Raw genomic sequence first — 25607 nt, forward strand, 5'->3', positions numbered from 1 at the left:
TCACTTCAGCCGGCGGATCAGGCTCGAGGTGTCCCAACGGCCACCCCCCTGGGCCTGGACATCGGCGTAGAACTGATCGACCAGGGCCGTGACCGGCAGCCGCGCACCGTTGCGCCGCGCTTCTTGCAGGCACAGGCCCAGGTCCTTGCGCATCCAGTCCACCGCAAAACCGAAGTCGAAGCGGTCTTCGATCATCGTGGGGCCGCGGTTGTCCATCTGCCAGCTCTGGGCGGCGCCCTTGCCGATCACTTCGAGCACGGCTTTCATGTCCAGGCCGGCCTTCTGACCGAAAGCAATCGCCTCGGCCAGCCCCTGCAGCAAACCGGCGATCGCGATCTGGTTGACCATCTTGGCCAGTTGGCCGGCCCCCTGCTCGCCCAGCAGCGTCACGGCCTTGGCAAAGGCCATCGCCACCGGCTGGGCCCGCGCGAAGGCGGCGGCATCGCCGCCGCACATCACGGTGAGCGTGCCGTTGATCGCCCCCAGGTTGCCGCCGGACACCGGCGCATCGATGAAGAACACGCCCTGCTGGCGCGATCGCTGGCCGAGCTCGCGCGCCACCTCGGCCGAGGCCGTGGTGTGGTCCATGAAGATCGCCCCCGGCTTCATGCCGGCCAGCGCGCCATGCTCGCCCAGCACCACCGAGCGCAGGTCGTCGTCGTTGCCCACGCAGGCGAAGACGATGTCGGCGCCTTGCGCGGCTTGCCGCGGTGTGGGCGCGCTGGCGCCACCGTACTCGGCCACCCACTGCTGCGCCTTGGCCGCCGTGCGGTTGTAGACGGTCACGCGATGCCCGGCGCGGGCGAGATGCCCGGCCATCGGGTAGCCCATCACGCCCAGGCCCAGGAAGGCCACGGTGTGGGGGGCTATCGGGGCGTAGGTCTTGGTGCCGCTCATGGTCAGACGATCGTCAAATGTTCGGTGCCGGCGGCCAAATCGGCGTTGCGGGCGCGGTTGCTGTTGAGCTTGATCTGCAGGCGCAGGTCGTTGACCGAGTCGGCATTGCGCAAGGCGTCCTCATAGGTCACGAAGTTGCCCTCGTACAGGTCGAACAGCGCCTGGTCGAAAGTCTGCATGCCCAACTCGCGGCTCTTCTTCATGATCTCCTTGATCTCGGCCACCTCGCCCTTGAAGATCAGCTCGGAGATCAGCGGGGTGTTGAGCAGGATCTCGACCGCCGCGATGCGGCCCTTGCCTTCCTGGCGCGGCAGCAGCCGCTGAGAAACCATGGCCTTGAGGTTGAGCGACAAGTCCATCAACAACTGGGCGCGGCGCTCTTCGGGGAAGAAGTTGATGATCCGGTCCAGGGCCTGGTTGGCACTGTTGGCGTGCAACGTGGCCATGCACAGGTGGCCCGTCTCGGCGAAGGCCACGGCATGCTCCATCGTTTCGCGGTCGCGGATCTCACCCATGAGGATCACATCGGGCGCCTGGCGCAAGGTGTTCTTCAGCGCCGCCTCCCAGCCGTCGGTGTCGATGCCCACCTCGCGTTGCGTGACGATGCAGTTCTTGTGCGGATGCACGAACTCCACCGGGTCTTCAATGGTGATGATGTGGCCCTGCGAGTGCTCGTTGCGGTAATCGACCATGGCCGCCAGGGTCGTGCTCTTGCCCGAGCCGGTGGCGCCCACCATGATGACCAGGCCGCGCTTGGTCATGGCCACGTCTTTCAAAATGGTGGGCAGCCCCAAGCCATCGATGGTGGGCAGGGTCTGCGGAATGACCCGCAGCACCAGGCCCACATGCCCTTGCTGCACGAAGGCATTGACACGGAAACGTCCGATGCCCTGGGGGGCGATGGCGAAGTTGCATTCCTTCGTGCGCTCGAACTCGGCGGCCTGCTTGTCGTTCATGATGGCCCGCGCCAGGGCCATCGTGTGCTGGCCGGTCAAGGGCTGGGGCGACACCTTGGTGATCTTGCCGTCCACCTTGATCGCCGGCGGAAATTCGGCGGTGAGGAAAAGGTCCGAACCGTTGCGCGCCACCATCAGGCGCAGCAGGTCGTTGACGAACTTGGAAGCCTGGTCTCTTTCCATGATGCATCCTCAGCCGCGCGACAGCAGGGCACTCAGGCGTGCACTGACCTGCCGCAACCGCAATGACAGGCGACGCGCCAGCGAGGCCAACAGGGCCAGGCCCAGGCGCGGCTCCTGCATGATCATGCGGTCGAGCCCCTGGGCATCGACCACCGCGAGCACGCAGGGGGTGAGCGTGGTGCAGGCCGAAAACCGCGAGCCTGCGTCCAGCAGCGACATCTCGCCCAGCATGTCGCCAGGGCGGGCCTCGGCCAGGCGTGCGCGCGCACCCCAGGGCTGGATGCGGTCCACCGCGATCGTGCCCTCGAGCACGATGAGCATGTAGTCGCCCAGTTCGTCCTGGCCGATGATCTCCTGGTTGGCGCCCACCTCGACGAAATCGAGGTACTGGCTCATGCGAGCGAGGTCCTGCGGGCCCAGCGCCGCCACATAACGGTCCACCCCCCAGAGCTGGGCGAATGTCTGCGCCCCGCGCTCGCGGTCATAGGGTCGCGCGCCGATGCGCTGTGCGCGCTCGCGCCAGGTCGCCTGGGGCAGGTTCTCGTCGGCGCGCTCCTGGAACATCGTCGAAAAGAAGCGCGAGTCCTCGTTGGGATCGGCGCCGCTGCCTTCGGGGACCGCACCGGTCCCCCCTTTGAGCTTTTCAATGAGTTTCTTCATGGCGGTGACGGCGGTCGCTCCCCGGTGGCGCGCACGGGCTTCAGCCCGGGAAGTTCTCGGGGAACTTGGCCTTGCCGCGCGCTTCGGCCGGGGAGATCACGTTGCGGCGCACGAGGTCGGTCAGGCACTGGTCCAGGGTCATCATGCCCATGCTGTTGCCCGTCTGGATGGCCGAGTACATCTGCGCGATCTTGTTCTCGCGGATCAGGTTGCGGATCGCCGAGGTGCCCAGCATGATTTCATGCGCAGCCACGCGACCCGAACCGTCCTTGAGCTTGCACAGGGTCTGCGAAATCACCGCCACCAGCGATTCGGACAGCATCGCACGCACCATCTCCTTCTCGGCGGCCGGAAAGACGTCGACGATGCGGTCGATGGTCTTGGCCGCGCTCGAGGTGTGCAGCGTGCCGAACACCAGGTGGCCGGTCTCGGCAGCCGTGAGCGCCAGGCGGATGGTCTCCAGGTCGCGCATCTCGCCCACGAGGATGGCGTCCGGGTCCTCGCGCAGCGCCGAACGCAGCGCGTTGTTGAAGCTCAGCGTGTGCGGCCCGACCTCGCGCTGGTTGACCAGGCACTTCTTGGACTCGTGCACGAACTCGATCGGGTCTTCGACGGTGAGGATGTGGCCGTATTCGTTCTCGTTGAGATGGTTGACCATCGCCGCCAGCGTGGTCGACTTGCCCGAGCCGGTGGGCCCGGTCACGAGGATCAAGCCCCGCGGCTTGAGCGCCAGCTCGGCGAACACCTTGGGCGCGTTGAGCTGCTCGAGCGTGAGGATCTTCGACGGAATGGTGCGGAACACCGCGCCGGCGCCGCGGTTCTGGTTGAAGGCGTTGACGCGGAAGCGCGCCAGCCCCTGGATCTCGAACGAGAAGTCGCACTCCAGCGTTTCCTCGTAGGCCTTGCGCTGCGCATCGTTCATGATGTCGTACACCATGTCGTGCACCTGCTTGTGCTCGAGCGGGTCGACATTGATGCGGCGCACGTCACCGTGCACGCGGATCATCGGGGGCAAGCCGGCGGACAGGTGCAAATCCGATGCCTTGTTCTTGACCGAGAACGCCAGCAGTTGCGTGATGTCCATATTGCCTTTCAGGCCCCCGAGGTGGTGCGCGGCGCGCGGTTGTGCGAGGAAGCGGCGATGTGCCTTAAGCTCGCGCCATTATGGCGACGATCGCTCGGAACATACAACAAGTGAGGGACCGCATCGCGGCGGCCTGTGCAGGCGCGCAACGCGACGTGCAAAGTGTCACATTGCTGGCGGTCAGCAAGACCTTCGGTGCGCAGGCGGTGCGCGAGGCCCTGGCCGCGGGCCAGCACCGTTTCGGCGAAAACTACGTGCAAGAGGCGCTGGAGAAGATGGCCGCGCTGGCCGATGTGCGAGCGCGCCTGGAGTGGCACCTCATCGGCCCGCTGCAGAGCAACAAGACGCGCGCGGTGGCCGAGCATTTCGACTGGGTGCATACGGTGGACCGGCTGAAAATCGCGCAGCGCCTGTCGGACCAGCGCCCTGCACACCTGCCCCCGCTGCAGGTGTGCCTGCAGGTCAACATCAGCGGCGAGGCCAGCAAGAGCGGCCTGGCCCCGGCCGAGGTGGGCGCCCTGGCGCGCGAGGTCGCCGCCCTGCCCCGCTTGCGCCTGCGCGGCCTGATGGCCATCCCCGAGCCTGCGGGGGACCGGGATGCCCAGCGCCGGCCGCACCGCGCCCTGCGCGAGCTGCTCGACAGCCTTCGCGCCCAGGGCCTGGACCTGGACACGCTGTCCATGGGCATGAGCGCCGACCTGGAAGCCGCCATCGACGAAGGCGCCACGATCGTGCGCGTGGGCACGGCCATCTTCGGCGCGCGCTGATCAGATCGGCAGGCGGGCGGTGTTCTTCACCTCCTCCATCACCGCATAGGTGTGGGTCTCGCGCACGCCCGGCAGCGACCACACCACCGTGCCGATCAGCTCACGGTAAGCCTGCATGTCGGCCACACGGGTCTTGATGAGATAGTCGAAGCCGCCGGCCACGAGATGGCACTCGAGGATCTCGGGCCGGGTCTGCACCGCCGCTTTGAAGGCGTTCATGACATCGGGCGTGGTGCGGTCGAGCACCACCTCGACGAAGACCATCATGCCCGCGCCCAGCAGGTGCGGGTTGAGCCGCGCCTCGTAGCCCAGGATGTAGCCGTCGCGTGTCAGGCGCTTGACCCGCTCGAGCACCGCCGTGGGCGACAGATGCACCGCCTCGGCGAGCTTGAGGTTGGCGATACGTCCGTCCTCCTGCAGGATGCGCAGGATCTTGCGGTCGATCTTGTCCAGGCTGCGCGGGACCTCGGTCTCGCATTTCATGTTGGATGATTCTCTAGATTCACCGATATCCGGCGACAATCATCCTATGGATTTCGGTCCATACTGGCAATCCATACCGACAGCAAGTCCCTGAGGAGCCCACCCATGGTCTGCGCCGTGCACACCCGCTGGATCGAGCTGCCCCAGCCCGACGGGCCCCAGGCCGCCTACCTCGCCTTGCCGCCGGCCGGCCGCGGTCCGGGGCTGGTGCTGTTCCAGGAGATCTTCGGTGTCAATGCGCACATCCGCGCCGTGGCCGAGCAGTACGCGCTGGCCGGCTACGTGGTGCTGGCGCCGGACGTCTTCTGGCGCCAGGCCCCGCGTGTCGAGCTGGACTACGAAGGGGCCGATCTGCAACGCGCGCGCGCCTTGCTGGCCAGCACCGACCCCGCATCACTCGCCCAAGACGCCGTTGCGGCCGTGCAAGCCCTGCGAAAGCGCCCCGAAATCACCGGCGGCGTGGGGGTGTTGGGCTATTGCATGGGCGGGCGGCTGGCCTATCTTGCGGCGGCCTCGACCGACGTGGACGCGGCCGTGTCCTACTACGGCGGCGGCATCCAGGACCGCCTCGACCTGGCCGCTCGCGTGCGCTGCCCGATGCTGCTGCACTACGGTGAAACCGACACCCACATCCCATCCGAGGCGGTGGAGCGCGTGCGCCAGGCGCTGGCGCCCTCGCGTGCGCAGGTGCAGGTCTACCCCGGTGCCGGCCATGGCTTCAACTGCTGGGCCCGCGGGACCTATCATCCCCCCTCGGCCGCGCTGGCGCTGGCGCGCAGCCTGGCGCTGTTCGCCACCACCCTGTTCCCAGCCTCCTGAGACGGCATCTTCCATGAGCACCACCTCCACCCTGGCCTTCATCGGCGGGGGCAACATGGCCCAGGCCATCCTCGGCGGCCTGATCCGGGCCGGGCACCCCCGCGAGCAGTTGCTCGTCGTCGAACCCTGGGCCGAGCAACGCGAACGCCTGCGCCACGAACTGGGCTTGTCGGCACTGGCCGCCGCCGGCGCGGCACTGGCGCAGGCCGACACGGTCGTGTGGGCGGTCAAGCCCCAGCTCTTCAAGGAGGCGGCAGCCCCCTGCGCCGCCCACGTCGGCCAGGCCCTGCATCTGAGCGTGATGGCCGGCATCCGCACCGAGGCCCTGGTGCGTGCCACCGGCAGCGTGCGCGTCGTGCGGGCCATGCCCAACACCCCGGCCCTGATCGGCCAGGGCATCTCGGGCCTGTACGCGCGGCCCGAGGTGAGCGGCGACGAACGCCGCCGCATCGAGCAGCTCCTGGCCCCCACCGGCGCCACGCTGTGGGTGGCGCAGGAAGCCGACTTGGACGCCGTGACGGCGTTGTCGGGCTCCGGCCCTGCCTATGTGTTCTACTTCGTCGAGGCGATGATGGCCGCCGCCCAGGAGATGGGCCTGAGCGCCGAGCAGGGCCGGCAGCTCGCGCTGGCCACCTTCGCCGGAGCGGCCGAGCTGGCCCGCCGCTCGGACGACCCGCCCTCGGTGCTGCGCGAGCGCGTCACTTCCAAAGGAGGCACCACATACGCCGCCTTGCAATCGCTGCAAGCCGACGGCGTGGGGCCCGCTTTCGTGCGGGCGCTCAAGGCCGCCCAGCAGCGCGCGCGCGAGCTGGGCGACGAGTTCGGCACCTGATCAGCCCCGCTTCTTCAGCAGCGCGTACAGCGCGATCGCGCCGAAGGTGGCCGTGCCGATGCCGCCCAGGGCGAAGTCGCCGATCTTCAGCGTGAAGTCGCCCGTGCCCAGCACCAAAGTGATGGCGGCCACGATCAGGTTGGTGTTGTCGGAGAAATCGACCTTGTTGTCGACCCAGATCTTGGCGCCGGCCACCGCGATCAGGCCGAAGACCACGATGGACACGCCGCCCATCACGGCCAGCGGCACGGCCTGGATCAGCGCACCGAACTTGGGGCTGAAGCCCAGCACGATGGCGATCAAGCCGGCCACGACGAAGATGGCCGTCGAGTAGATCTTCGTGGCCGCCATCACGCCGATGTTCTCGGCATAGGTGGTCACCCCCGTGCCCCCCGAGGCGCCGCTGACCATCGTGGCCAGGCCGTCACCGACGAAGGCCCGGCCCATGTAGGGGTTCATGTCCCGGCCGGTCATCGCGCTCACCGCCTTGATGTGCCCCAGGTTTTCCGCCACCAGGATCACCGCCACCGGTGCGATCAGCAAGATCGCGTTGAGCTCGAACACCGGCGCGGCAAAGCCCGGCATGCCGAACCAGGGCGCGTTGGCGATGCCCGACAGGTCCAGCGGCTTGCCCAGGCCGAAGCCGTTGGTGAGGATGGCGTAGACGATGGACGCGACGATCAGCCCCACCAGGATGAGCAGGCGCTGCACCATGCCGCGCGTGAAGACGGCCACCAGGCCCACGCAGACGAAGGTGAGGGCCTGCATCCAGGCGTCGAAGGGCGTGGGGGCCATGTTCTTCACCGGGATGTGGGCCAGGTTCAGGCCGATCACCGCCACCACCGAGCCGGTGACCACCGGCGGCATGAAGCGCTCGATCCAGCCCGTGCCCGCGGCCATCACGATGAAGCCGATGATCGCGTAGACCAGGCCGCAGATGACGATGCCGCCCAGCGCCACACCGAGGTTGGCATTGGGGCCGCTGCCGGCATAGCCGCTGGCGGCGATCACCACGCCGATGAAGGCGAAGCTCGAGCCCAGGTAGCTCGGCACCTTGCCGCCGACCACGAAGAAGAAGATCAAGGTGCCGATGCCGCTCATCAGGATGGCGACATTGGGGTCGAAGCCCATCAGCAACGGCGCCAGCACGGTGGCGCCGAACATCGCCACCACATGCTGGACGCCCATCGCCACCGTCTGTGGCCAGGGCAGGCGTTCGTCGGGGGCGACGACATCCTGCGTGGTCTCGCGCCATGTCGGGAAAAAGCTCATGGAAGAAAGCTCCGTGTTGTGTGATGTTGCACCGGGACGCCGCGCCTCATGCGGGCACGGTCGTGCGCGAGTGTAGGAGCAGGCTGCACGCGAACACCAGGGGGGGTGGTGCGGCGCCCCACAAAAAAAGAACCCGCCATGCAAAGCACGGCGGGTGGTGGACTCCGTTAAGGAAAGGCGGCCGGGGCTCTCGCTCTCTCAGACCCCGGCCGCCCCCTCTTCCCCCGACGTCCCTGGAAAACGGTGGTTCAGCGACGACCCAGCTTCAGCGTGAGCTGCGCCGGCTCAGAACGCGACTGCAGCACCTGGTACTGGCGCAGCCCGGCGCTGCCGGCCTGGGCCGACGGCATTGCCGGCGCGGCTTGCGGCGTCTGCTTGCTGGCCAGGTGCCGGGCCAGCACGGTGGAGGCAATGGCGGCAGTGCGGGCGCGGATCATGATTTCGTCAGCCACTGGCTGGGTGCAAAGTCGGTGCACAGGAAGGCCGGCGCGCTGGGCACCGGCTTGCCCAATCGGGCCAGCGCCAGGCTGGGCCAGCCTTGCGAGGGCGAGGTCTCGCCCTGCAGCGGCGTGAGCCGCAGCATCGATGACCAGCCCCCCGGGCGGCGCGGCGCCAGGCTGGTGGGCGATTGTTGGCGGCCGCGGCGCGCGATTTCACCCGCCTGGGAGCGGCTCGCCGCGCGACGCTTGAAGCTGAGCAGGGCCATGTCGGAACTTCCGGTGAGACAGCAACGCCCATCCCATGGCAGCTTTCATGCCAGCCCCCGGAACGTAACGAAATATGGCCACCTGCGCCGGAGGCGGAGATATCGCACGCCCGGCCGCGCCCTGCTGACAAAGATTGTCACCCGAGCGGGCACACCTGTGCAGTCTGCGTCATGGTGCAGTGCGCCATGCGTGCACCACCTCGGCCCGGCATGGCCAGGTTCTGCGCCGTGCAGCAGGGGCCCAGCCAGGAAGTGAGCATCAACCCGGCAGCCGGCAACGCTGCGGACAGGCGCTTGCCGTCGGCGACCGGAACCGTCAGGTGGTCGCGGTCATGCGCCACCCTCACCGGCTGGCGCAGCCGACCAGGGAGGGCCCCGACATTGCATGCGGTCGGGCTGTCGGCCCGCGGCATCAAGGCGCCTTCATTCAGGATCGCGTGCGCAGGCGCTGCGACGCCAGGCCGCGGTATCGTCAAAGTCGAGCGAGAAGTCCTCGTTGCGCCGCGGCAGACCCTCCATCAGACGCAGCGCTGCCCAGATCAGACGCAACAACAAGGCCAGGCCCAGCAGAAGCAGGATCAGAATCATGATGCTCTCCTAAATTTCGCACGATCGTGCGAATCATTGCCACAGTCAAAGGCGCCTCGTGGGCGCCGGGGTCATCAGGGGGTGGAGGCCTCCTGCGCGCGCTCCCCCGAGGGGGTCAGGCAAGCTTGGGGCCGCCCGGCGATGCCTCGCGAGGCACCGGCACCGGGCCGCGGTAGTCGTCGATCAGGCGCTGATAGGCCCGCCAGGCCCGCTCGGCAGCCCGAGGGTCACGCAGAAAGCGGGCGTCGCGCATCAGCGCGATGAACAAGCCATCGAGCTCGAACACCAGTTGCTCGACGTCGGTATCGGCACGCAGATGGCCGGCTTCGATGGCCTGCAGCACCGAACGCCGCAATGTCGCGCGCCAGCGCATCACACCGTCGAGCAGCAAATCGCGCAGGGGGCCGTCACGGTCGTCGAACTCGAAGGCCCCGGCACAGTAGATGCAGCCGTGGCGGAACTCCACCTCACGGGCCCGCTGCAGCCACAAGCGCATCACGGCGTTCAGGCGCGGCAGGCCCCGCGGCTCGCGCATCGCGGGCACGAACACTTCCTGCACGAAGCGCCGGTCATACTCCTCGATCACCGCGGCCTGCAAGGCCTCCCGCGAGCCGACGCGCGAAAACACCCCGCTCTTGGACAGCCCAAGCCGCTTGGCCACCTCGCCGATGGTGAGGCTCTCCAGGCCATCCTGCGCCGCCATCAGCAAGGCGGTGTCGAGGATGGCCGCGCGGGTGAGCTCGCTGCGGCTGGTTTTGGCTTCCATGAATGGAGCTTAGCACGACCGTGCGAAATATCAAGGCTTCGCCAGATCCCGCCAGCTCAGGCCCTGCGGCTGCGGCCCGCACGGAAAACCCGGCGCCTCGGGCGGCTCGCACACCGCCAGGAAGTCGCGGCCCAGCCGGTGCCGGAACTCGCGCAGCCGGTGCACCACGTACAGCGCCCGGTCGTCCTCGCCACCTTCGTGCAAGGCCTTGGCATAGGCGATCATCAGCCGGGCATCGATCAGGTGCTGGAGCGGCCGCTCAAACCGGCCGAACACCTCCGAGGGCCGCGGCGCCGTGGTCACGGCCGCGTAGTCGGCATGCACGGCAAACCAGTGGCTGCCCTGGCCGATGCGGATGCGTTCACCCAGCGGCGCGCTCCCGGCCGGCCCCGAAGGCGCAAAGATCTGCACCACACGCTGGTAGTCCACAAGGGCATGGACCGCACCGGCCACCATCAGGCCGCCGGCCAGCACGAACAGCCGAGGGGCCCAAGGCGGCGAAGGCCTCACCGGGCGCTGGGGCGCCCCCAGGCCCAGGAACAGCCCCAGGGCCAGGGCGGCCGGCAACAGGAAGTAGGGGTACCACAGCGGATACTCGAGCAGGCTGTGCCAGCCCAGCACCGCCAGCACCATCAACGCCGAGCGCGCCGCCCGCCCTCTGGGGCCCGGCAGCGACAAGGCGCCGCGGGAGCGCCACAAGGCCCAGACCAGCCCTCCCAGCAAGGCCAGCGCCGCCGGAATGCCCAACTCCACCATCCACTGCAGCACCAGGTTGTGGCTGTGGTCGAAGAAGGCCACCGGCCGCTCGGGAAAGGGCGTGAAGGTCCAGGCCGCGTTGAAGTGGCCGAAGCCCACGCCGGTCCACGGGTGGGCCGCGATCAGCGCCAGCGTGTTCGACCAGATCGCAAAGCGCGAACTGCTGAAATCGCCGCCGCCCTCCATCCGCGTTTCGCCGTAGTAGGCCGTGCCCCCCATCTCGCCCCAGGCCCACAGCCCCAGCCACCACCCCACCGCCACCACCGGCGCCGCCCAGAACAGGCGTCGCGCCCTGTCGGGCAAGCCGCGGTCGATCGCGGCCCACAGTGCCAGCCCCCCCAGGCCCACGAGCCCGGTGCGCGAACTGCTCAGTGCCACCCCCAGCGCCAGGGCCCCCAGGGCCGCCCAGGCCCAGCGGCCCCGCCCAGAGGTCATCAGCACGGGCAGCACGCACAGCCCCAGCAGCATCAACGAGGCCAGGTGGTTGGGCTGGCGCAGGTTGCCGAAGGCCCGTCCCGGCGTGGTGGGCCGGGCGATCCAGATCCCGTCGGCCCAGGAGGGGGCGAAATATTGCACCAGCGCGACGCCCACATTCAACAGCGCCGCCAGCAGCAGGCCCCAGGCCAGCGCGCTCAGAAGCGCCCGGGCCGCCGGCCCCTGCCACACCGGCCCGCCCAGCCAGCGTCCGAAGGCGGCCACCGCCAGCGCTGCCGACAGGGCAGCCCCGGTGCGCGAGCCCTGCACGAAAGCCCAGCCCCCCAGCACCAGGGCGGCCAGCCCCCAGACCCAGGCCGCGCAGGGCACCGCCCGGCCATCACGGCCCATCCGCCACGCCCCCAAGCCCAGCACCGCGCCCCAGCCCGCGAGGGCGAGCACGACGTTGTAGAACGACGAAAACGGGGGCTGGGTCCAAGCGATGGCCCAGCCTGGCACCAGCAAGAGAGCAAGGAACGGGGTCACCGCAAGGTGTCAGACGGAAGGAGACATGGGCGCGACTGTAGCGTCCCCGCCCGCGAAATCCGGGGCTCAAGCGCCGCTTGAAGGCCCGGCCCCGGCGTCTGCGACCACGGCATTGCGGCCGGCCGCCTTGGCGGCATAGAGCCGCCCATCGAGCTCACCCAGCGTCTGGCCCACAGGCCGCAGCGGGGCCATCTCGATCACGCCGATGCTCTTGGTCACCGGAATCACGCCGCCGCCCTCTACGGCGTGCAGTCCCACCACGAAGAACGGCGCAATGATAGACATGAAGCCGCGCACCGTTTGATGCCCTCTGAGTTGTGACGTGCGCATCGAGCTCATGTGCTGGGCTGGACAGGATGACATGATCCAATTCACGGTCCATGCACAGAGCAGCCAACGCTTGCCCGTCCCACCGAATAGGGTGGTAGAACGGTGCATGCAAATCGTGTTCGTTGAATTGACCCTCCCACTGCGGGGAAGGCTGGAGATTCCTGATACGATGCAGCCGATCATGAATCAGCAAAGCGTGATCTTGGGAAAACAAGATACCGATCGACTGGACATTTTGGGCATAACCGGCAGTGGCCAGTTCAAACCAAGGCCCAAGTTCATTATCTGGCCAATACACCACCTCGCCGCGACGATATACGGTATCTTGCAGACCCTCTTGTCCACCGACAGAGTATCCCGACTCAATCAAACGCTGTGCCGCTGTACGCTGGTCCCACAGGGTCCACGACAGTATCGCCAAAGGAACCGCCCACAAGATCCTCGCCGCCCCCTTCGCGTTGATCACGATCCATGTCAGTAACAACGGCACCACGAGTCCAGTCAGGATCGTCGGGACGACAAAATGAACATCCGTCCAAGGAATTGATCGCTGCACATATGTCAATGGGAGACTGCAAAAGACAGTAACTCCCACCAACCATAGCCCCCCAATCATCTCGATAAACCTTTGAGAGGATCGCGACAACTGACTCCAAAGAGATGTCAACGCGCGGCGAAGCCATGGGCACACGTACACGCACCACGCTACGAGCAAAAGAGTGCCACCGAACGCCCGCCCAGCCAACATGTACGACGCCAGTAGCGCCGCAAGCCAATACCAGCGATGGGCCGACTCCTGCATGCGCTTAACTACATCGATCCCCGCAACGATTCCGACGGCCGCTGCCAACCACAGGGCGCGCCAAGGTTGAGCCTGGACCGGCCATACCGCCGGATAGTAGAAGGACAGCACCAGGCTCGCCAGAAAGCCCCAGGCTGCGAGCCATGCCACGAGCAAATACAGCCTTCGGTAAGGCGTGGATCCCAAGCGCCCACCAAGCAGCAGAATGGCCAGCCACCAAAGATTCTGATCCAAGGCCACGGCGTCTGGGGTCGGCGCCAGCACGACGGAGGATGTGCTTTGCACCAACTGGAACCAAAGACCTGCCATGGGCTCAAGCCGCTCATAGCCTGCAGCCGCCGCGAAGATCGCCGCAAGCGACCCCACCACCAGAATCACAGCGAGAACGGAGTCAGCAATTCGGCAACCCGCGAGCGCCAATATTCCCCATATGGCAATGAGTGGGTGAAAGACAAAGCCCGTGAACAATGCAACGACCGCTACCCAATGACGACCCGTCAGATGCGCCGCCACCCCCATCAGCGTCAGCCCCATGGCATAAGGCCGCGCAGTCGCGAACGACTCCGTTAATACAAAGATCTTTGAATCAACAAAGGTATAGGGAGGCGCCAAAACGGATAGCAAGACGGCCGCCCACAGCCCCCAGCGCGGACCGATCACCGTATGCGCAAACCAGAACGCGCCAATCGCCCACGTCACACCGCCACCGAGTGCTACCACCTTAGCCGTGGCATCAACGGGACCTAAGCGCAAGAGTGCCGCATACACCTCGTCGAACAGGCTGGAACGGTCTTGCGATCCGAACAAGAACCAGACATCCCGCTCGAAAGCCTCCGGCACCACGTGACGGTAGGCCATCACGAGGTACACGCGCGCGTCGTGCCATATCCCTTGGTAAGGGTTGGCCCACAGCCACGCAGCCCAGACCACCAACAAGGCGGCCGCAAAAGGAGTTCGAGAGGATGCTGTTCGCGGTAAAGACATGGGGCGGTCAGCCGCGTCCGCCCGATACGGCTGGTACTCCCTCGCCTGCGTCTGTGGGCTGCGCGTCACGATCCACTTTCATCTCGTGATATTCGTCGTCGATGTTGACGGCCCAGATTTCAGCGCGATCCACATGTCCAAACATGATCGCTTCGGCAGCCAGTTTGCCGGTGAGCATCGAGTGATCTTGGTTGTTATAGCGATGCATCCCATTTCGTCCCACCAGATACAAGTTGCCGAACGAATCCACCCATTGGCGGATCACACCGAAACGGTCGTAGCTGCCAAAGTAAGCTGGATAGGCTTTTTCAACATGGACCACGTTCCAATCCAGAACATCGGCCGGATCGATGAGGTCAATTGAAGCCAACTCCTGGATAGCAAACCGAGCAAACTCCTCTTTGGGCATGCTCCACAGCGCATCGCCTTCGTTGCAGAAATACTCGAGGCCAAGCCACACTGTGTCTTGATCTCGAACCAAAGCCGAGCTCCAGTTGTTGAAGATTTGCAGGCGACCCAGCTTGACTTCTTTTTCCTGCACGTAGATCCAGTTGTCGGGAAGCACGTGCGTGCGGGTTCCGGCTGCTGCATAACGGCTGGGCTTGAGCTTGCGCACCAACAAGCCCACGGTGATGAAGTCACGGTACAGCAAACCCCCGGCAACCTCTAACACCTCTGGCGGTGCCGCGGGCACCATGCCTTGCACCAGTTCGCGCACCGGCATCGTCGAAATCACCTCATCGGCGGGGATGAACTCTTTCGACCCGCCGTTGCGGACCACCTCCACGCCTTGGATGCGGCCATCGGCGTGACGCACTCCAACCACTTTGACGCCAAACTCAATCCGCCCGCCCAAAGCGCAGACCTTGTCCGCCGCGGCTTCCCACATCTGCCCGGGCCCCAGCGGTGGATAAAGAAACTGCTCGATCAAACTGGTGTGCTTCACCCTACCATCGCGCTTGGGCAGGAAGCGGCCCACGGCGTGCTTCAAGGCTTCAGAAATGGACAAACTCTTGATGCGTTGCGCACCCCATTCGGCACTGATCTCCGAACAGGGCACACCCCATACCTTCTCTGTGTAGTCTTTGAAAAACGTACGATAAAGCTCTGCGCCAAAGCGATTGATGATGAAATCTTCCAGGCTCTTTTCATCCCGAGGGCGTATCTTGGCCGCGGCATAACTGAAGAGAATTCGAGCCAGACGCCACCCCCCCAGATTGGAAATGGTGGTCCAGTTCAGCTTGAGCGGGTAATCAAAGAAACGCCGAAGAAAATAAATTCTTGACAATCGCGGGCGCAACAACAGGCATGCCTGCCCCCCCTCAGAGCCAGAAGGCATCACCGTCTGCTGTTTGCCGTGGTAGTGCACCGTGACCGGTCCGTCCGTCGGCCCTTGCAAAGGCAGCAGGGCCTGCCACCATCGCATGACCCAGTCGGACTTGGAAAAAAAACGGTGCCCACCGAGGTCCATGCGATTACCGCGGTATTCGATCGTCTTGGAAATGCCTCCCACTTGGGTATCGGCTTCCAAGATGATTGGTTTGATATCCGAGCGGGTCACCAGCTCGTGGGCAGCCGTCAACCCAGCGGGGCCCGCACCAATGATCACTACTGTTTTGGAAGAGGCTGCCATAGAGGTCTGCGCGGTTCAGACGCGTTTGAACACAAAAGTCGAGCGAAAGTAAAAGTTGAGAACAACAACCACCCCCGCCGCGGAAAACTTTGCGATGAGCAGCGGCCAAGCCAGACGGGTGGCGAGGGCCTCCACCAACATCACGGTCACCAACAAACCACCCATGCCACTGAGCACGAACCCGCCAAACTGCGTGGAAAGGCCCATTCCGCGGGCGTCAGGGAACACCAGTTGCCGGCACAGCACGAAGTTCACGATGAGCCCCGCTACGAATCCCGCCGCAGCGCTGGCGCCGGCTGGCACACTCCACATCTGTGCCGCCACCAGCAAGACCAATGCATCGACCACAAAGGCAAGGCCGCTGACCATCGTGTAAGCGATCAACTGCATGATCTAACAACGTCGAAAAGGCAGAGTGTCAAAACCGGCACGTGGCACCGTGATAAAAAACCCCGCCAAGGCGGGGTTTCCATGATTCTCAGGCAGAGCCGTGGGCTTGCATTAGGTGTTGCGGCATTCCTGCGGCACAAAGCGATGATTTGTGGCAGGCGCCGTGCACCGCCAGGTCACGGCGGCAGCTGTGGCACTGGCGGTCGGCGTCAGCGTGATAGTGAAGTTGCCAGCACGGTTCGTGGTGGTCACAGTGAGCACGCCGTTGTTACAAGCCGTCGAGGCCACATTCTGGGTTGCCACCGAAATCGCAGTAAAGCCATTGCAAACCGTCGCATTGTCGATCGTCCCACCATTGGACGCGATATTTTCGGCAACGGTGGCTTTGGCGCCAGCCAATTGGGCCAAGGCCTCAGACACCCGCGCGCGCACGGTGTAATCCTGGTACGCCGGCAGCGCAATCGCCGCCAGGATACCGATGATCGCCACGACGATCATCAGTTCGATCAGCGTGAAGCCCTTCTGGGCCGAACGCTTCATCATGTGCAGTTGCTTCATACAGTCTCTCCAAAGAGGTTGGGGGTTGTGCGCCCACTTCCATGCAGGGGCCGTGCCAGCGGTTCGGGCCGGCACGGATCGTGATGGAATCGGCATTTGCAGACCGGCCGTGCTCTTTTGGGGGACTGGAAGCGTCAGCTTGGAGGGACCATGCTGACAAAAATGGTCAGGCCAGCGCCGGGTAGTCGATGTAGCCCTGCGCCCCGCCCCCATAGAAAGTCTTCACGTCCCAGGCGTTGAGCGGCGCGCCTTCGCGCAGGCGACGTACGAGGTCGGGGTTGCTGATGAAAAGCCGGCCGAAGGCCACGGCGTCGGCCCGGCCTTCGGCCACGGCGGCTTCGGCCAGGGCTTTGTCGTAGCCGTTGTTGACGATCCAGGCACCGGTGCCGCCGGCGTGGCGGTACGCGTGGCGCAGGGCCTCGAAATCGAAGGGGCGGTCGGGCAGTTCTCGGGGGCCGCCGGTGGCGCCTTCGATCACGTGGATGAAGGCCAGGCCCAGGGGCGCGAGCTCGCGCACCACGTGTTCGAACAGCGGCTGGGGCTCGGCATCGACGATGTCGTTGGCCGGGGTGATGGGCGACAGGCGGATGCCGGTGCGCCCACCGCCGATGGCGCCGGCCACGGCGCGCGTCACTTCGAGCAGCAATCGGGCACGGTTCTCGATGGAGCCGCCGTAGGCATCGGTGCGTTGGTTGCTGCCGGTCTTGAGGAACTGGTCGAGCAGGTAGCCGTTGGCGGCGTGGATCTCCACCCCGTCAAACCCGGCCTCTTCGACCGCCGCACGGGCCGCGCGGGCGTAGTCGGCCACGAGGGCGGGCAGTTCGGACGCGTCCAGCGCGCGCGGGGCGGACACCGGCTCGAAGCCGCCCTGGCCGTCGGGGCCGATGAGGTAGGTGCGGGTCTTGGCCGGCAGCGCCGACGGGGCCACCGGGGCCTGGCCCCCGGGCAGCAGCGAGGTGTGCGAGACGCGGCCCACGTGCCAGATCTGGGCCACGATGCGCCCGCCGGCGGCATGCACACTGTCGGTCACGCGCCGCCAGCCGGCGAGTTGCTCGGGCGTGTACAGGCCGGGCACGTCGGCATAGCCCTGGCCCATGGGGCTGATGGCGGTGCCTTCGGAGACGATCAATCCGGCGCTGGCGCGCTGGGTGTAGTAGGTGGCGTGCAGTTCGTGCGGCACGCCGCGCGGGGCACGGTTGCGCGTGAGCGGGGCCATCACGATGCGATTGGCGAGAAGCAGGTCGCCGGCCTTCAGGGGGTCGTACAAGGTGTTCATGGCCGCCAAGGGTAGCGTCGGCGCCGCCGCTTTGCAGTGGACGCAAGGGCAGCGCGGCTTTGCAACTTCTGCTAGGCGCCGCGGAGTCCTCACCGTGAGGGCGCACGCCGATAATGGCGCTGGCCTCGATGGCAGGAGCAACGCTGCATGAGCCTGGTTTTCGCCCGCCCCATGCACCCGCGCGATGTGGATCGTTGCGTGCAGCTGCTGCGCGCAGGCGGCGTGCACCCCGGCTTGCTGCAAGCATCTCTGCTGCGCCAATGGCTGCGGGACGGGCGGCTGGTGGCGCGCGTTTTCGAGGAGGTCGTGGGCACGGCGCCGGTGGGTCGCTTGCGCGGCTGTGGGTTGAGCGTGCCGGTGCCCCTGGACTGGGCGCAACGCGCATGCGCAGGGGCGGTGTCGCCGCTGGTGGAGGCGCTGCTCGACGACCCCTTGCGGCTCACTCTGGATCGCCGCGCGCAAGCACGGGCCCTGGGCGAGCACGCGATGTGCATGTTCGTGCTGGGGTTTGGCCTGGACGATGAGGCCGGCGCTGCGATGGATGTGGTCAATGCCGTGGCGCAAGCCGCTTTCGTGCAGGCCCACGCCGGCTATGGCCTGCGCTATTTGATCGGCGAGGTGGCGGCCCACCACCCGCAGGCGCGGGCCTACCGCGCCTCGATGCTGGCAATGGGCTGCCGCCGCGCCCCCCTGCCCCGCACGGCGGCCACCGAAGTGTTGTACTTGGCCGACCATCATCTGGCCGACGCGCCGTATCACGCGCTTTACGGCTTGTTCCGCTATCAACCGCGACGCTGGGGATTCACGCCTGCGCAACAAGCCCTGTTGGAGTTGGCGCTGGCCGGGCTGGACGATGCTCAGGTGGCGCAGCACTTGGGGCTGAGCCGGCACACGGTGCACAAGCGCTGGCGAGCGATCTACGCGCTGGTGGATGACGACCCCGGGGCCTGGGCGATGCTGGGTCTGTCCTCGACGAGGGCGACGGTGCGGGCGTGCCGTGGCCTGGAGAAACGTCGTCATTTGCTGGACTATGTGCGCATTCATCCCGAGGAGCTGAGGCCTTGGCCTGCGACGGCGCCGTGTCTGCAGGAGAGGGACCCTTTTTGGGGCCTGCGCCTGGGGCACGAAGTCTCCTAGCATCGACGCACAGGTGCTTGGCATCCTGAAGGAGACGGCAATGGTCGACGCACTCGGGTGGATCCAATGGACCGTTTGCGCGGCGGCAGCAGTCCTGTCACTGGCCGGTTGTGGCGGGGGGTCGGGCTCGGACGAGCCGGATCTGGTGGTGCGGGGGTCGTCCTCGCGCACCGGCACGGTGGCTTCGCCGGCGTGGTGGATGCGCTGGTGGGCTTGGCTGCCCATGGGTGGCGCGGTGGCGCAGGCCACGACGCCGACGGGCTCGCCCCTGTCGATGCGCCTGCGCCTGTACGCCTTGTGGATCAGCCCCCAGGCCGATTGCTCCGGACCCTACACGCTGGTGCAACGCTACGAGGGTGGGCGGGAGTTCGATTTCGTGGCCTCCCCCACGCTGTTTGCGGGCGACCCGCCTGCGGGCAGTTATCGTTGCATCGTGTTCGAAGCCGACGACCGCTTGGTCGTGCGTCCCGACGCGGTGGCCGCCGCGGCGTTTCCCGGATCCTGTCGCAGCGACGCCGACGCGGTGACGGACTTGTACCGGGCGCCGGATGCGGATTACCGCACGCCCGAGGGAGCCCCCATCAGCGCCCGGGGGTCGCGGGCCGCGCCGGTGACGGACCGGGTGTATTTCTTCGCCGCCACCGATGTCGATGCCGCCACGAGCCGGCCCAACGGGCCCAGTGCCAATCAGACCCTGGAGCTGTCCGCGCCGCTGGTGGTTCCCGGCCGAACGACGCTGTACCTCGATGCGACGAACGGTTTGCTGGGCGGTGAGGAAGACGGGGTGGCGTTTTGCAGCGTCGAAAACGGGGTGCTGGGGTTCCGCTGAGACACTGGGCGGTTTGCGTTCCTCACACCTCGAACACCTGCCCCGCCTCCAAATGGGCGATGCGCTGGCCTGTCTCCAGGGCGCGCACCTGCTCGGCAATGCAAGACATTTCCCCCGGCTTGGCGTGGGTGAGGTAGACGGGCAGGTTTGGCGGCGCGCGGTCGAGCTCGCGCCGCAGGCTGCTGGGGCAATGGTGCTGGCTCAGCGCGGCCAGCTCGCGCTCATGGTCGCTGAAGGCCGTCTCGATCACGAGCATGCCGATGCGGCGAGCGGCCACCCGGGGCCACAGCGCAGGGTTGGGGCCGGTGTCGCCGGTGTAGACCCACCAGGGGGTGTCGGGCGTGGGCGTGCCGCCGCACACGGCATAGCCCACGGCCGGCACGGTGTGCTCGGCCGGCAGCACCTCGACCGTCTTGTCGCCCAGCCTCAGGCGCTGACCCACGGCCAGCGGCGCAAAGCGCAGCACCGGGGCCTCGACCGAGGGCAGGCGGCTGAAGTCGGGCCAGATCACGTCGTTGAGCACGTGGCGGCGCATCGCCTCGATCGTGGCCGGCAGCGCATGGACGGTGACGGGCCGGTGGCGCCGGCCGATGACACTGTCGGCCAGGAGCGGGATGGACACGATGTGGTCCAGGTGGGAGTGGCTGACCAGGATGTGGTCGATGCAGGCCAGTTCGTCCAGGGTCAGGTCACCCACGCCGGTGCCCGCATCGACGAGCAGGTCGTCATCGAGCAGGAAGGCCGTGGTCTTGCAACCGGCGGCGATCGCGCCAGAGCAGCCCAGGACGCGGATCTTCATGGTGGACGGGCGTGGCGGGTGTCGGTGGCCGTGCGGCACACAGGCTCACTGTGCCGCAGATTGGCTCGGCAGTGTGCCAACAAACCACCCTCGAAAGGGGGTTGGGTCTGCGCGTTTCGCGCGGCCGGCGTGAGCTTGTTCACGCCGCGCCCGGCTTCGTCGGCGGCGCAGACTCAGCTCTGCACGAACTGCATCTGGGTGCCGGCCAGTTCGATGATGTCGCCGTTCTTCAGGTGCACAGGGTCGTTGCCGACGGCTGCGCCATTGACGGTGGGCTTCATCGCGCCTTCGACATGGGCGAAGACGTAGCCGCCGGGTCGCTTGGTGATCGAGGCCACCTGGACGCCGGGCTTGCCGACGGTGGTGACCACCTTGGTGAGGCTGACCTCCCGGCCCGCCGCCGCGCCGTTGAGCACCTTGATCGTGGCGGTGGGGACGGCGGCGCCCAGGCCGCCGAAGCCCGAGGGGGCCCCCAGCCCGCCGAAGCCCGAGGCCGCGCCGCCGGCCAGCGGCGAGACGGGGGTCGTGCCGCCCAGGGAGGCGCCGGCGGAGAAGCCGCCCGGCTTCATGACCATGGTCTTTTCGTAGTCGGGCGCGTCTTCGGTGAGGTACTTGATCTTGTACTTGCCGATCTCGACGGTGTCGTTGTTCGACAGGAGCTGCTTTTTGATGGCCTTGCCGTTGACGTAGGTGCCGTTGGTGCTGTTGAGGTCTTCGATGAAGACGTCGGCCCCCACCATCTGCAGCACCGCGTGCTCACCGCTGACGGCCAGGTTGTCGATGACGATGTCGTTGTAGGGCCGGCGCCCGAGGGTGGTCTTGTCCTTGGTGAGCTGGACTTCTTTGATCACCACGCCATCGAGTGACACCACGAGTTTCGCCATGCTTGACCTCTAGTCAGGTAGTCTCTTTGAGGATTGGCCGCACACGTCAACGCCGGAAGGGCCACCACGAACGCCCCGCCGCGGCGGGTGCGCCCACGGCGCGCACCAGAATGACGGCTATGTTATCCCTTCCACCTGCGGCATTGGCAGCCGCCACCAAGGCGGCGCCGGCTTCGGGCAAGTCGTTGGTGGACTGCAACACTGCGGCAATCTCGTCGTCGCTGATCATGTCCGACAGCCCGTCGGAACACAGCAGGATGAGGTCGCCGGGCTGCAGGTCGTGCAGGTGGGTTTCCAGCAGCACGCTGTCTTCCACGCCCACGGCCCGGGTCACGAGGTTCTTGTTGGACGAATAGGCGGCCTGCTCGGGGGTGATCAGGCCGGCATCGAGCTGCTCTTGCAGCAGGGAGTGGTCCTTGGTGATCTGCGCGAGTTTGCCGGCGCGCCATCGGTAGGCCCGCGAGTCGCCGATGTGGCCCACGAGCAAGCGCCCCTCGCGCAGCACGCACACCACCAGGGTGGTGCCCATGCCGGCGTACTGCGGGTTGGAGTTGGCCGCGTTGTAGATGGCGCGGTTGGCGTTTTCCACGCAGATGTCCATTGCGCGGCGCACGTCGGCATCGCTGGCCTGGGCCGAGGCCTCGGTGAGCCAGCGCCCCAGCTCGGACTTGATGAAGGCCGTGGCCATGCCGCTGGCGATCTCGCCGGCGTTGTAGCCGCCCATGCCGTCGGCCAGCACGGCCAGGGCCGCCTGCTCGTCAACCGCCACCGAGTCCTCGTTGTTGTCGCGCGCGCGCCCGGGGTCGGTGAGGCAAAAGAACTCGAAGGACATGGTGCTCGTCTGCACGGTGCCGGAAGGGGGGGCTAAGCATCGCCGAGGGCCCCGACGGGCAGCGACACGCCGCGCCTGCCGGGTTCTGGGCCCGGATTGTGCCGCGATTTGTAACGAAGCTGCGCAGCCCCCCACCCCTGGACCCGGGGGGCGACCCGGGCCCGGCCGGCGTCCGGCCGCGCGGCCCGCCGGATGCAGGCGCAGTGCTGCGTCCGTGGCGTGCTCGCGTCGTTGTGGTGGACCATGCAGTAGGCGCCGGACGGCGCTGAGTGGTGGGCAAGGCCCGGTGGCGGCCGTGGACTGCGCTGCGACACCGGGCTCACGCACGTTAGCAGAGCGCCTGCCGCAAAACAAGGCGGGGGCCCATCGGGCCCCCGTCACTGCTTGCAGATGTTGCCGGTCGTTGCGTGTGCGCCCGCGCTCAGGCCGCGGAGGCGGTCTGAGCGCGCTGGCGCGCCACCCACTTGCCCACGGCCAGCACCAGCAGCGCACCGGCGATGCCCATCGCGTATTTCACGACGGCATCCTGCGGGAGCTTGGGCATCCAGGTCCAGTCCGCGGGGTTGGCCACGGCCGGGTCTCCCAGGGCCATGGTGCCGGCGATCCAGCCCAGCAGCATGCCGCCCAGGGTGATGATGACGGGGAAACGGTCCATGAGCTTGATGACGAGCTGGCTGCCCCAGACGATGATGGGGATGGACACCAGCAGGCCAAAGATCACCAGGCCCATGGTGTGGTTGCCGCCGGCGCTCTCGGCCGCGCCGGCGATGGCGATGACGTTGTCGATGCTCATGACCAGGTCGGCCATGATGATGGTCTTGATCGCGCCCCACAGCCGGTCGCTGCTCTCGATGTTGGCATGGTCGCCCTCGTCATCGGGGGCCAGGAGCTTGACACCGATCCACACCAGCAGGGCCGCCCCCACGAGCTTGATGAACGGGATCTGCAGCAGCGTGAGCGCAAAGAAAATGAAGATCACCCGCAGGCCGATGGCCCCGGCCGTGCCCCAGAGGATGCCGGCCATGCGCTGCTTGGCGGGCAGCCGGCGGCAGGCCAGGGCGATGACGACGGCGTTGTCGCCGCCGAGCAGGATGTCGATCAGGATGATCTGACCGACAGCGATCCAGAATTCTGGAGTCGTAAAGGCATCCATGATGTGGTGTCCTGGGTTCTTGGATGGGCTGCGGCGCCGACACCGGGGTGTTGGCGCCGTTGGCGGGAGTGTAGAGGTGGCGTCGGGGCCGGCGCTGCGCGGAACTACGTAGCGGCGGCCTGAGGCCACCTCTGACAAACGACGGAAGGCCGCCCAAGGCGGCCTTCGCGGCAAGCCCAGGCCGGGCTTAGAGGATGGACTTGAGCAGCTTGCCCATCTCGGAGGGGTTGCGGGTGACCTTGAAGCCGCACTCCTCCATGATGGCGAGCTTGGCATCGGCGGTGTCGGCGCCCCCCGAGATCAGCGCGCCGGCATGGCCCATGCGCTTGCCGGGCGGCGCGGTCACGCCGGCGATGAAGCCCACGACGGGCTTCTTCATGTGGGCCTTGCACCAGCGCGCCGCCTCGGCCTCGTCGGGACCGCCGATCTCGCCGATCATGATCACGGCGTCGGTGTCGGGGTCGTCGTTGAACATCTTCATCACGTCGATGTGCTTGAGGCCATTGATCGGGTCGCCACCGATGCCCACGGCCGAGCTCTGGCCCAGGCCCAGCTCGGTGAGTTGTGCCACGGCCTCGTAGGTGAGCGTGCCCGAGCGCGAGACCACGCCGATGCGGCCCTTGCGATGGATGTGGCCGGGCATGATGCCGATCTTGATCTCGTCCGGCGTGATCAGGCCGGGGCAGTTGGGGCCCAGCAGCAGGGTCTTCTTGCCGCCGGCGGCCTCCTTGGCCTTCATCTTGTTGCGCACCATCAGCATGTCGCGCACAGGGATGCCCTCGGTGATGCACACCACGAGGTCCAAGTCGGCCTCGACGGCCTCCCAGATCGCGGCAGCGGCGCCCGCCGGCGGCACGTAGATCACCGAGACGGTCGCGCCGGTGGCGGCCCGGGCCTCCTGGACGGTGGCGTAGATCGGGATGTCGCTGAACTTCTCGCCGGCTTTCTTCGGGTTCACGCCCGCCACGAAGGCGTTCTTGCCGTTGGCGTAGGCCTGGCAGCCCAGGGTGTGGAACTGGCCGGTCTTGCCGGTGATGCCCTGGGTGATGACCTTGGTGTCCTTGTTGATCAGGATGCTCATGTTCGTTTCCTTCAGGGCTCTGTCAGGCTTGAACGGCGGCGACGACCTTCTGCGCGGCCTCGGCCATGGTGTCGGCGGAGATGATGGGCAATCCGGAGTCGGCCAGCATCTTCTTGCCCAGGTCCTCGTTGGTGCCCTTCATGCGCACGACCAGCGGCACCGACAGGTTCACGGCCTTGCAGGCGGTGATCACGCCCTCGGCGATGGTGTCGCAGCGCATGATGCCGCCGAAGATGTTGACCAGGATGGCCTTCACGTTGGGGTTCTTCAGCATGATCTTGAAGGCCTCGGTGACCTTCTCGGCCGTGGCACCGCCGCCCACGTCCAGGAAGTTGGCCGGCTCGCCGCCGAACAGCTTGATGGTGTCCATCGTGGCCATGGCCAGGCCGGCGCCGTTGACCAGGCAGCCGATGTTGCCGTCCAGGCTGATGTAGGCGAGGTCGAACTTGGAGGCCTCGACTTCGGCCGGGTCCTCTTCATCGAGGTCACGGTAGGCGACGATCTCGGGGTGGCGGAACAGCGCATTGGCGTCGAAGTTGAACTTGGCGTCCAGCGCGATCAGGCGGCCCTTGGAATCGCAGTTCAGCGGGTTGATCTCGACCAGCGAGGCGTCGGTCTCCATGTAGCAGGTGTAGAGCTTCTGGAAGAGCTCGACGCCTTGCTCGACGGTGGGGCCAGACCAGCCGATCGCGGTGGCCACCTTGCGGGCCTGGTCGGACGTGAGGCCCACGAGCGGGTCGATGTACTCGGTGATGATCTTCTCGGGCGTGCGGTGGGCGACTTCCTCGATGTCCATGCCGCCCTCGCTGGAGGCGATCAGCGCAACCTTCTGCGTGCTGCGGTCGGTCACCAGCGAGACGTAGTATTCCTTTTGGATGTCGGCCCCTTCCTCGATGTAGAGGCGGCGCACCTTCTGGCCTTCGGGGCCGGTCTGGTGCGTCACGAGTTGCATGCCCAGGATCTGCTCGGCCAGGGTCTTGACCTCGTCGATCGACTTGGCCACCTTCACGCCCCCGCCCTTGCCACGCCCGCCGGCGTGGATCTGGGCCTTGACCACCCAGACCGGGCCGCCCAGCTTCTGGGCCGCCTCGATGGCTTCCTGCACGGTGAAGGCGGGGATGCCGCGCGGCACCGGCACACCGAAGTGGCGCAAGATTTCCTTGCCTTGGTACTCGTGGATCTTCATGGTG

27 protein-coding genes are annotated in these 25607 nt (G+C 66.7%); 5 read left to right on the forward strand and 22 right to left on the reverse strand.

The window, feature by feature from the left end; translation table 11 throughout:
- The 4 genes from AC1ECW_RS01880 to AC1ECW_RS01895 are packed head-to-tail and all read right to left on the reverse strand — an operon-like array spanning position 1 to position 3780.
- A complete protein-coding gene (locus tag AC1ECW_RS01880; protein ID WP_409708871.1) occupies positions 1–897 on the reverse strand; it encodes an NAD(P)-dependent oxidoreductase in 897 nt (298 codons plus the stop codon).
- A gap of 2 nt (positions 898–899) precedes the next feature.
- Positions 900–2036 (reverse strand): PilT/PilU family type 4a pilus ATPase, encoded by a 1137-nt coding sequence (locus tag AC1ECW_RS01885; RefSeq protein WP_409708874.1) that lies wholly within the window; start codon positions 2034–2036, stop codon positions 900–902.
- Between the two features lie 9 nt (positions 2037–2045).
- Complete coding sequence (locus AC1ECW_RS01890) at positions 2046–2696, reverse strand: cyclic nucleotide-binding domain-containing protein (RefSeq protein ID WP_409708877.1); 651 nt, start codon at positions 2694–2696, stop codon at positions 2046–2048.
- A gap of 40 nt (positions 2697–2736) precedes the next feature.
- On the reverse strand, positions 2737–3780 hold the full coding sequence (locus AC1ECW_RS01895) for a type IV pilus twitching motility protein PilT (protein ID WP_409708880.1): 1044 nt from the start codon (positions 3778–3780) through the stop codon (positions 2737–2739).
- Between the two features lie 80 nt (positions 3781–3860).
- On the opposite strand from AC1ECW_RS01895, the gene AC1ECW_RS01900 reads away from it, so the two are divergent.
- Complete coding sequence (locus AC1ECW_RS01900) at positions 3861–4547, forward strand: YggS family pyridoxal phosphate-dependent enzyme (protein WP_409708883.1); 687 nt, start codon at positions 3861–3863, stop codon at positions 4545–4547.
- On the opposite strand, the gene AC1ECW_RS01905 is transcribed toward AC1ECW_RS01900, so the two are convergent.
- Positions 4548–5030 carry an Lrp/AsnC ligand binding domain-containing protein gene (locus AC1ECW_RS01905; protein ID WP_481201056.1) on the reverse strand — a complete coding sequence of 161 codons (483 nt, stop codon included), beginning with the start codon at positions 5028–5030 and terminating at the stop codon, positions 4548–4550.
- A gap of 105 nt (positions 5031–5135) precedes the next feature.
- Here AC1ECW_RS01905 and AC1ECW_RS01910 point away from each other — a divergent pair, with 105 nt between their 5' ends.
- Positions 5136–5849 carry a dienelactone hydrolase family protein gene (locus AC1ECW_RS01910; protein ID WP_481201057.1) on the forward strand — a complete coding sequence of 238 codons (714 nt, stop codon included), beginning with the start codon at positions 5136–5138 and terminating at the stop codon, positions 5847–5849.
- Between the two features lie 13 nt (positions 5850–5862).
- Complete coding sequence (gene proC / locus AC1ECW_RS01915) at positions 5863–6681, forward strand: pyrroline-5-carboxylate reductase (protein WP_409710660.1); 819 nt, start codon at positions 5863–5865, stop codon at positions 6679–6681.
- Here proC and AC1ECW_RS01920 read toward each other — a convergent pair whose 3' ends face one another.
- The 11 genes from AC1ECW_RS01920 to AC1ECW_RS01970 form a co-directional block, all read right to left on the reverse strand.
- Complete coding sequence (locus AC1ECW_RS01920) at positions 6682–7953, reverse strand: solute carrier family 23 protein (RefSeq protein ID WP_481201058.1); 1272 nt, start codon at positions 7951–7953, stop codon at positions 6682–6684.
- Between the two features lie 248 nt (positions 7954–8201).
- Entirely contained in the window at positions 8202–8390 is a 189-nt protein-coding gene (locus tag AC1ECW_RS01925; protein ID WP_409709622.1) for a hypothetical protein, read from the reverse strand.
- Complete coding sequence (locus tag AC1ECW_RS01930; protein ID WP_409709625.1) at positions 8387–8659, reverse strand: hypothetical protein; 273 nt, start codon at positions 8657–8659, stop codon at positions 8387–8389. The genes AC1ECW_RS01925 and AC1ECW_RS01930 overlap by 4 nt, the downstream gene beginning before the upstream one ends.
- 423 nt (positions 8660–9082) lie before the next feature.
- Complete coding sequence (locus AC1ECW_RS01935) at positions 9083–9247, reverse strand: hypothetical protein (protein ID WP_409709628.1); 165 nt, start codon at positions 9245–9247, stop codon at positions 9083–9085.
- A gap of 115 nt (positions 9248–9362) precedes the next feature.
- Complete coding sequence (locus AC1ECW_RS01940) at positions 9363–10013, reverse strand: TetR/AcrR family transcriptional regulator (protein WP_409709631.1); 651 nt, start codon at positions 10011–10013, stop codon at positions 9363–9365.
- A 30-nt stretch (positions 10014–10043) separates the two neighbouring features.
- Positions 10044–11729 (reverse strand): PglL family O-oligosaccharyltransferase, encoded by a 1686-nt coding sequence (locus AC1ECW_RS01945; protein ID WP_481201059.1) that lies wholly within the window; start codon positions 11727–11729, stop codon positions 10044–10046.
- Positions 11730–11883: 154 nt separating this feature from the next.
- On the reverse strand, positions 11884–13731 hold the full coding sequence (locus AC1ECW_RS01950; protein ID WP_481201060.1) for a hypothetical protein: 1848 nt from the start codon (positions 13729–13731) through the stop codon (positions 11884–11886).
- A 121-nt stretch (positions 13732–13852) separates the two neighbouring features.
- Positions 13853–15478, reverse strand: coding sequence for an NAD(P)/FAD-dependent oxidoreductase (locus tag AC1ECW_RS01955; protein WP_481201061.1), 1626 nt, complete (start codon positions 15476–15478; stop codon positions 13853–13855).
- 15 nt (positions 15479–15493) lie between these two features.
- Positions 15494–15868 carry a GtrA family protein gene (locus tag AC1ECW_RS01960; protein ID WP_481201062.1) on the reverse strand — a complete coding sequence of 125 codons (375 nt, stop codon included), beginning with the start codon at positions 15866–15868 and terminating at the stop codon, positions 15494–15496.
- Between the two features lie 111 nt (positions 15869–15979).
- Positions 15980–16426 carry a pilin gene (locus AC1ECW_RS01965; protein WP_481201063.1) on the reverse strand — a complete coding sequence of 149 codons (447 nt, stop codon included), beginning with the start codon at positions 16424–16426 and terminating at the stop codon, positions 15980–15982.
- 166 nt (positions 16427–16592) lie between these two features.
- Entirely contained in the window at positions 16593–17702 is a 1110-nt protein-coding gene (locus AC1ECW_RS01970) for an alkene reductase (protein ID WP_481201064.1), read from the reverse strand.
- Positions 17703–17849: 147 nt separating this feature from the next.
- Between AC1ECW_RS01970 and AC1ECW_RS01975 the strand changes: the two genes are divergently transcribed.
- Positions 17850–18839 (forward strand): hypothetical protein, encoded by a 990-nt coding sequence (locus AC1ECW_RS01975; RefSeq protein ID WP_409707757.1) that lies wholly within the window; start codon positions 17850–17852, stop codon positions 18837–18839.
- Positions 18840–18879: 40 nt separating this feature from the next.
- Positions 18880–19668: a hypothetical protein gene (locus AC1ECW_RS01980; RefSeq protein ID WP_409707754.1), complete on the forward strand. Its 789-nt coding sequence runs from the start codon at positions 18880–18882 to the stop codon at positions 19666–19668.
- 22 nt (positions 19669–19690) lie between these two features.
- On the opposite strand, the gene AC1ECW_RS01985 is transcribed toward AC1ECW_RS01980, so the two are convergent.
- The 6 genes from AC1ECW_RS01985 to sucC form a co-directional block, all read right to left on the reverse strand.
- A complete protein-coding gene (locus AC1ECW_RS01985; protein ID WP_409707751.1) occupies positions 19691–20467 on the reverse strand; it encodes an MBL fold metallo-hydrolase in 777 nt (258 codons plus the stop codon).
- A 173-nt stretch (positions 20468–20640) separates the two neighbouring features.
- Complete coding sequence (locus AC1ECW_RS01990; RefSeq protein ID WP_481201065.1) at positions 20641–21351, reverse strand: FHA domain-containing protein; 711 nt, start codon at positions 21349–21351, stop codon at positions 20641–20643.
- A gap of 46 nt (positions 21352–21397) precedes the next feature.
- A complete protein-coding gene (locus tag AC1ECW_RS01995; protein WP_409707746.1) occupies positions 21398–22183 on the reverse strand; it encodes a Stp1/IreP family PP2C-type Ser/Thr phosphatase in 786 nt (261 codons plus the stop codon).
- A 421-nt stretch (positions 22184–22604) separates the two neighbouring features.
- Positions 22605–23336, reverse strand: a complete 732-nt coding sequence (locus tag AC1ECW_RS02000; protein ID WP_409707743.1) for a TerC family protein — start codon at positions 23334–23336, stop codon at positions 22605–22607.
- A gap of 187 nt (positions 23337–23523) precedes the next feature.
- Positions 23524–24417 carry a succinate--CoA ligase subunit alpha gene (sucD, locus tag AC1ECW_RS02005; RefSeq protein WP_481201066.1) on the reverse strand — a complete coding sequence of 298 codons (894 nt, stop codon included), beginning with the start codon at positions 24415–24417 and terminating at the stop codon, positions 23524–23526.
- 22 nt (positions 24418–24439) lie between these two features.
- A complete protein-coding gene (gene sucC / locus AC1ECW_RS02010; RefSeq protein WP_409710003.1) occupies positions 24440–25603 on the reverse strand; it encodes an ADP-forming succinate--CoA ligase subunit beta in 1164 nt (387 codons plus the stop codon).
- Positions 25604–25607: the final 4 nt, after the last annotated feature.

It is taken from the genome of Caldimonas hydrothermalis, from assembly GCF_056746695.1.

What these genes read in the sequence shown, in the direction of transcription:
- AC1ECW_RS01975 (WP_409707757.1), top strand. Translation starts at nt 17,850, where the DNA reads ATGAGCCTGGTTTTCGCCCGCCCCATGCACCCGCGCGATGTGGATCGT.
- AC1ECW_RS01895 (WP_409708880.1), bottom strand. Translation starts at nt 3,780, where the DNA reads ATGGACATCACGCAACTGCTGGCGTTCTCGGTCAAGAACAAGGCATCG.
- AC1ECW_RS01880 (WP_409708871.1), bottom strand. Translation starts at nt 897, where the DNA reads ATGAGCGGCACCAAGACCTACGCCCCGATAGCCCCCCACACCGTGGCC.
- sucC (WP_409710003.1), bottom strand. Translation starts at nt 25,603, where the DNA reads ATGAAGATCCACGAGTACCAAGGCAAGGAAATCTTGCGCCACTTCGGT.
- AC1ECW_RS01930 (WP_409709625.1), bottom strand. Translation starts at nt 8,659, where the DNA reads ATGGCCCTGCTCAGCTTCAAGCGTCGCGCGGCGAGCCGCTCCCAGGCG.
- AC1ECW_RS01935 (WP_409709628.1), bottom strand. Translation starts at nt 9,247, where the DNA reads ATGATTCTGATCCTGCTTCTGCTGGGCCTGGCCTTGTTGTTGCGTCTG.
- proC (WP_409710660.1), top strand. Translation starts at nt 5,863, where the DNA reads ATGAGCACCACCTCCACCCTGGCCTTCATCGGCGGGGGCAACATGGCC.
- sucD (WP_481201066.1), bottom strand. Translation starts at nt 24,417, where the DNA reads ATGAGCATCCTGATCAACAAGGACACCAAGGTCATCACCCAGGGCATC.
- AC1ECW_RS01940 (WP_409709631.1), bottom strand. Translation starts at nt 10,013, where the DNA reads ATGGAAGCCAAAACCAGCCGCAGCGAGCTCACCCGCGCGGCCATCCTC.
- AC1ECW_RS01890 (WP_409708877.1), bottom strand. Translation starts at nt 2,696, where the DNA reads ATGAAGAAACTCATTGAAAAGCTCAAAGGGGGGACCGGTGCGGTCCCC.
- AC1ECW_RS01910 (WP_481201057.1), top strand. Translation starts at nt 5,136, where the DNA reads ATGGTCTGCGCCGTGCACACCCGCTGGATCGAGCTGCCCCAGCCCGAC.
- AC1ECW_RS01990 (WP_481201065.1), bottom strand. Translation starts at nt 21,351, where the DNA reads ATGGCGAAACTCGTGGTGTCACTCGATGGCGTGGTGATCAAAGAAGTC.
- AC1ECW_RS01980 (WP_409707754.1), top strand. Translation starts at nt 18,880, where the DNA reads ATGGTCGACGCACTCGGGTGGATCCAATGGACCGTTTGCGCGGCGGCA.
- AC1ECW_RS01985 (WP_409707751.1), bottom strand. Translation starts at nt 20,467, where the DNA reads ATGAAGATCCGCGTCCTGGGCTGCTCTGGCGCGATCGCCGCCGGTTGC.
- AC1ECW_RS01970 (WP_481201064.1), bottom strand. Translation starts at nt 17,702, where the DNA reads ATGAACACCTTGTACGACCCCCTGAAGGCCGGCGACCTGCTTCTCGCC.
- AC1ECW_RS02000 (WP_409707743.1), bottom strand. Translation starts at nt 23,336, where the DNA reads ATGGATGCCTTTACGACTCCAGAATTCTGGATCGCTGTCGGTCAGATC.
- AC1ECW_RS01905 (WP_481201056.1), bottom strand. Translation starts at nt 5,030, where the DNA reads ATGAAATGCGAGACCGAGGTCCCGCGCAGCCTGGACAAGATCGACCGC.
- AC1ECW_RS01900 (WP_409708883.1), top strand. Translation starts at nt 3,861, where the DNA reads ATGGCGACGATCGCTCGGAACATACAACAAGTGAGGGACCGCATCGCG.
- AC1ECW_RS01960 (WP_481201062.1), bottom strand. Translation starts at nt 15,868, where the DNA reads ATGCAGTTGATCGCTTACACGATGGTCAGCGGCCTTGCCTTTGTGGTC.
- AC1ECW_RS01995 (WP_409707746.1), bottom strand. Translation starts at nt 22,183, where the DNA reads ATGTCCTTCGAGTTCTTTTGCCTCACCGACCCCGGGCGCGCGCGCGAC.
- AC1ECW_RS01920 (WP_481201058.1), bottom strand. Translation starts at nt 7,953, where the DNA reads ATGAGCTTTTTCCCGACATGGCGCGAGACCACGCAGGATGTCGTCGCC.
- AC1ECW_RS01955 (WP_481201061.1), bottom strand. Translation starts at nt 15,478, where the DNA reads ATGGCAGCCTCTTCCAAAACAGTAGTGATCATTGGTGCGGGCCCCGCT.
- AC1ECW_RS01885 (WP_409708874.1), bottom strand. Translation starts at nt 2,036, where the DNA reads ATGGAAAGAGACCAGGCTTCCAAGTTCGTCAACGACCTGCTGCGCCTG.
- AC1ECW_RS01965 (WP_481201063.1), bottom strand. Translation starts at nt 16,426, where the DNA reads ATGAAGCAACTGCACATGATGAAGCGTTCGGCCCAGAAGGGCTTCACG.
- AC1ECW_RS01925 (WP_409709622.1), bottom strand. Translation starts at nt 8,390, where the DNA reads ATGATCCGCGCCCGCACTGCCGCCATTGCCTCCACCGTGCTGGCCCGG.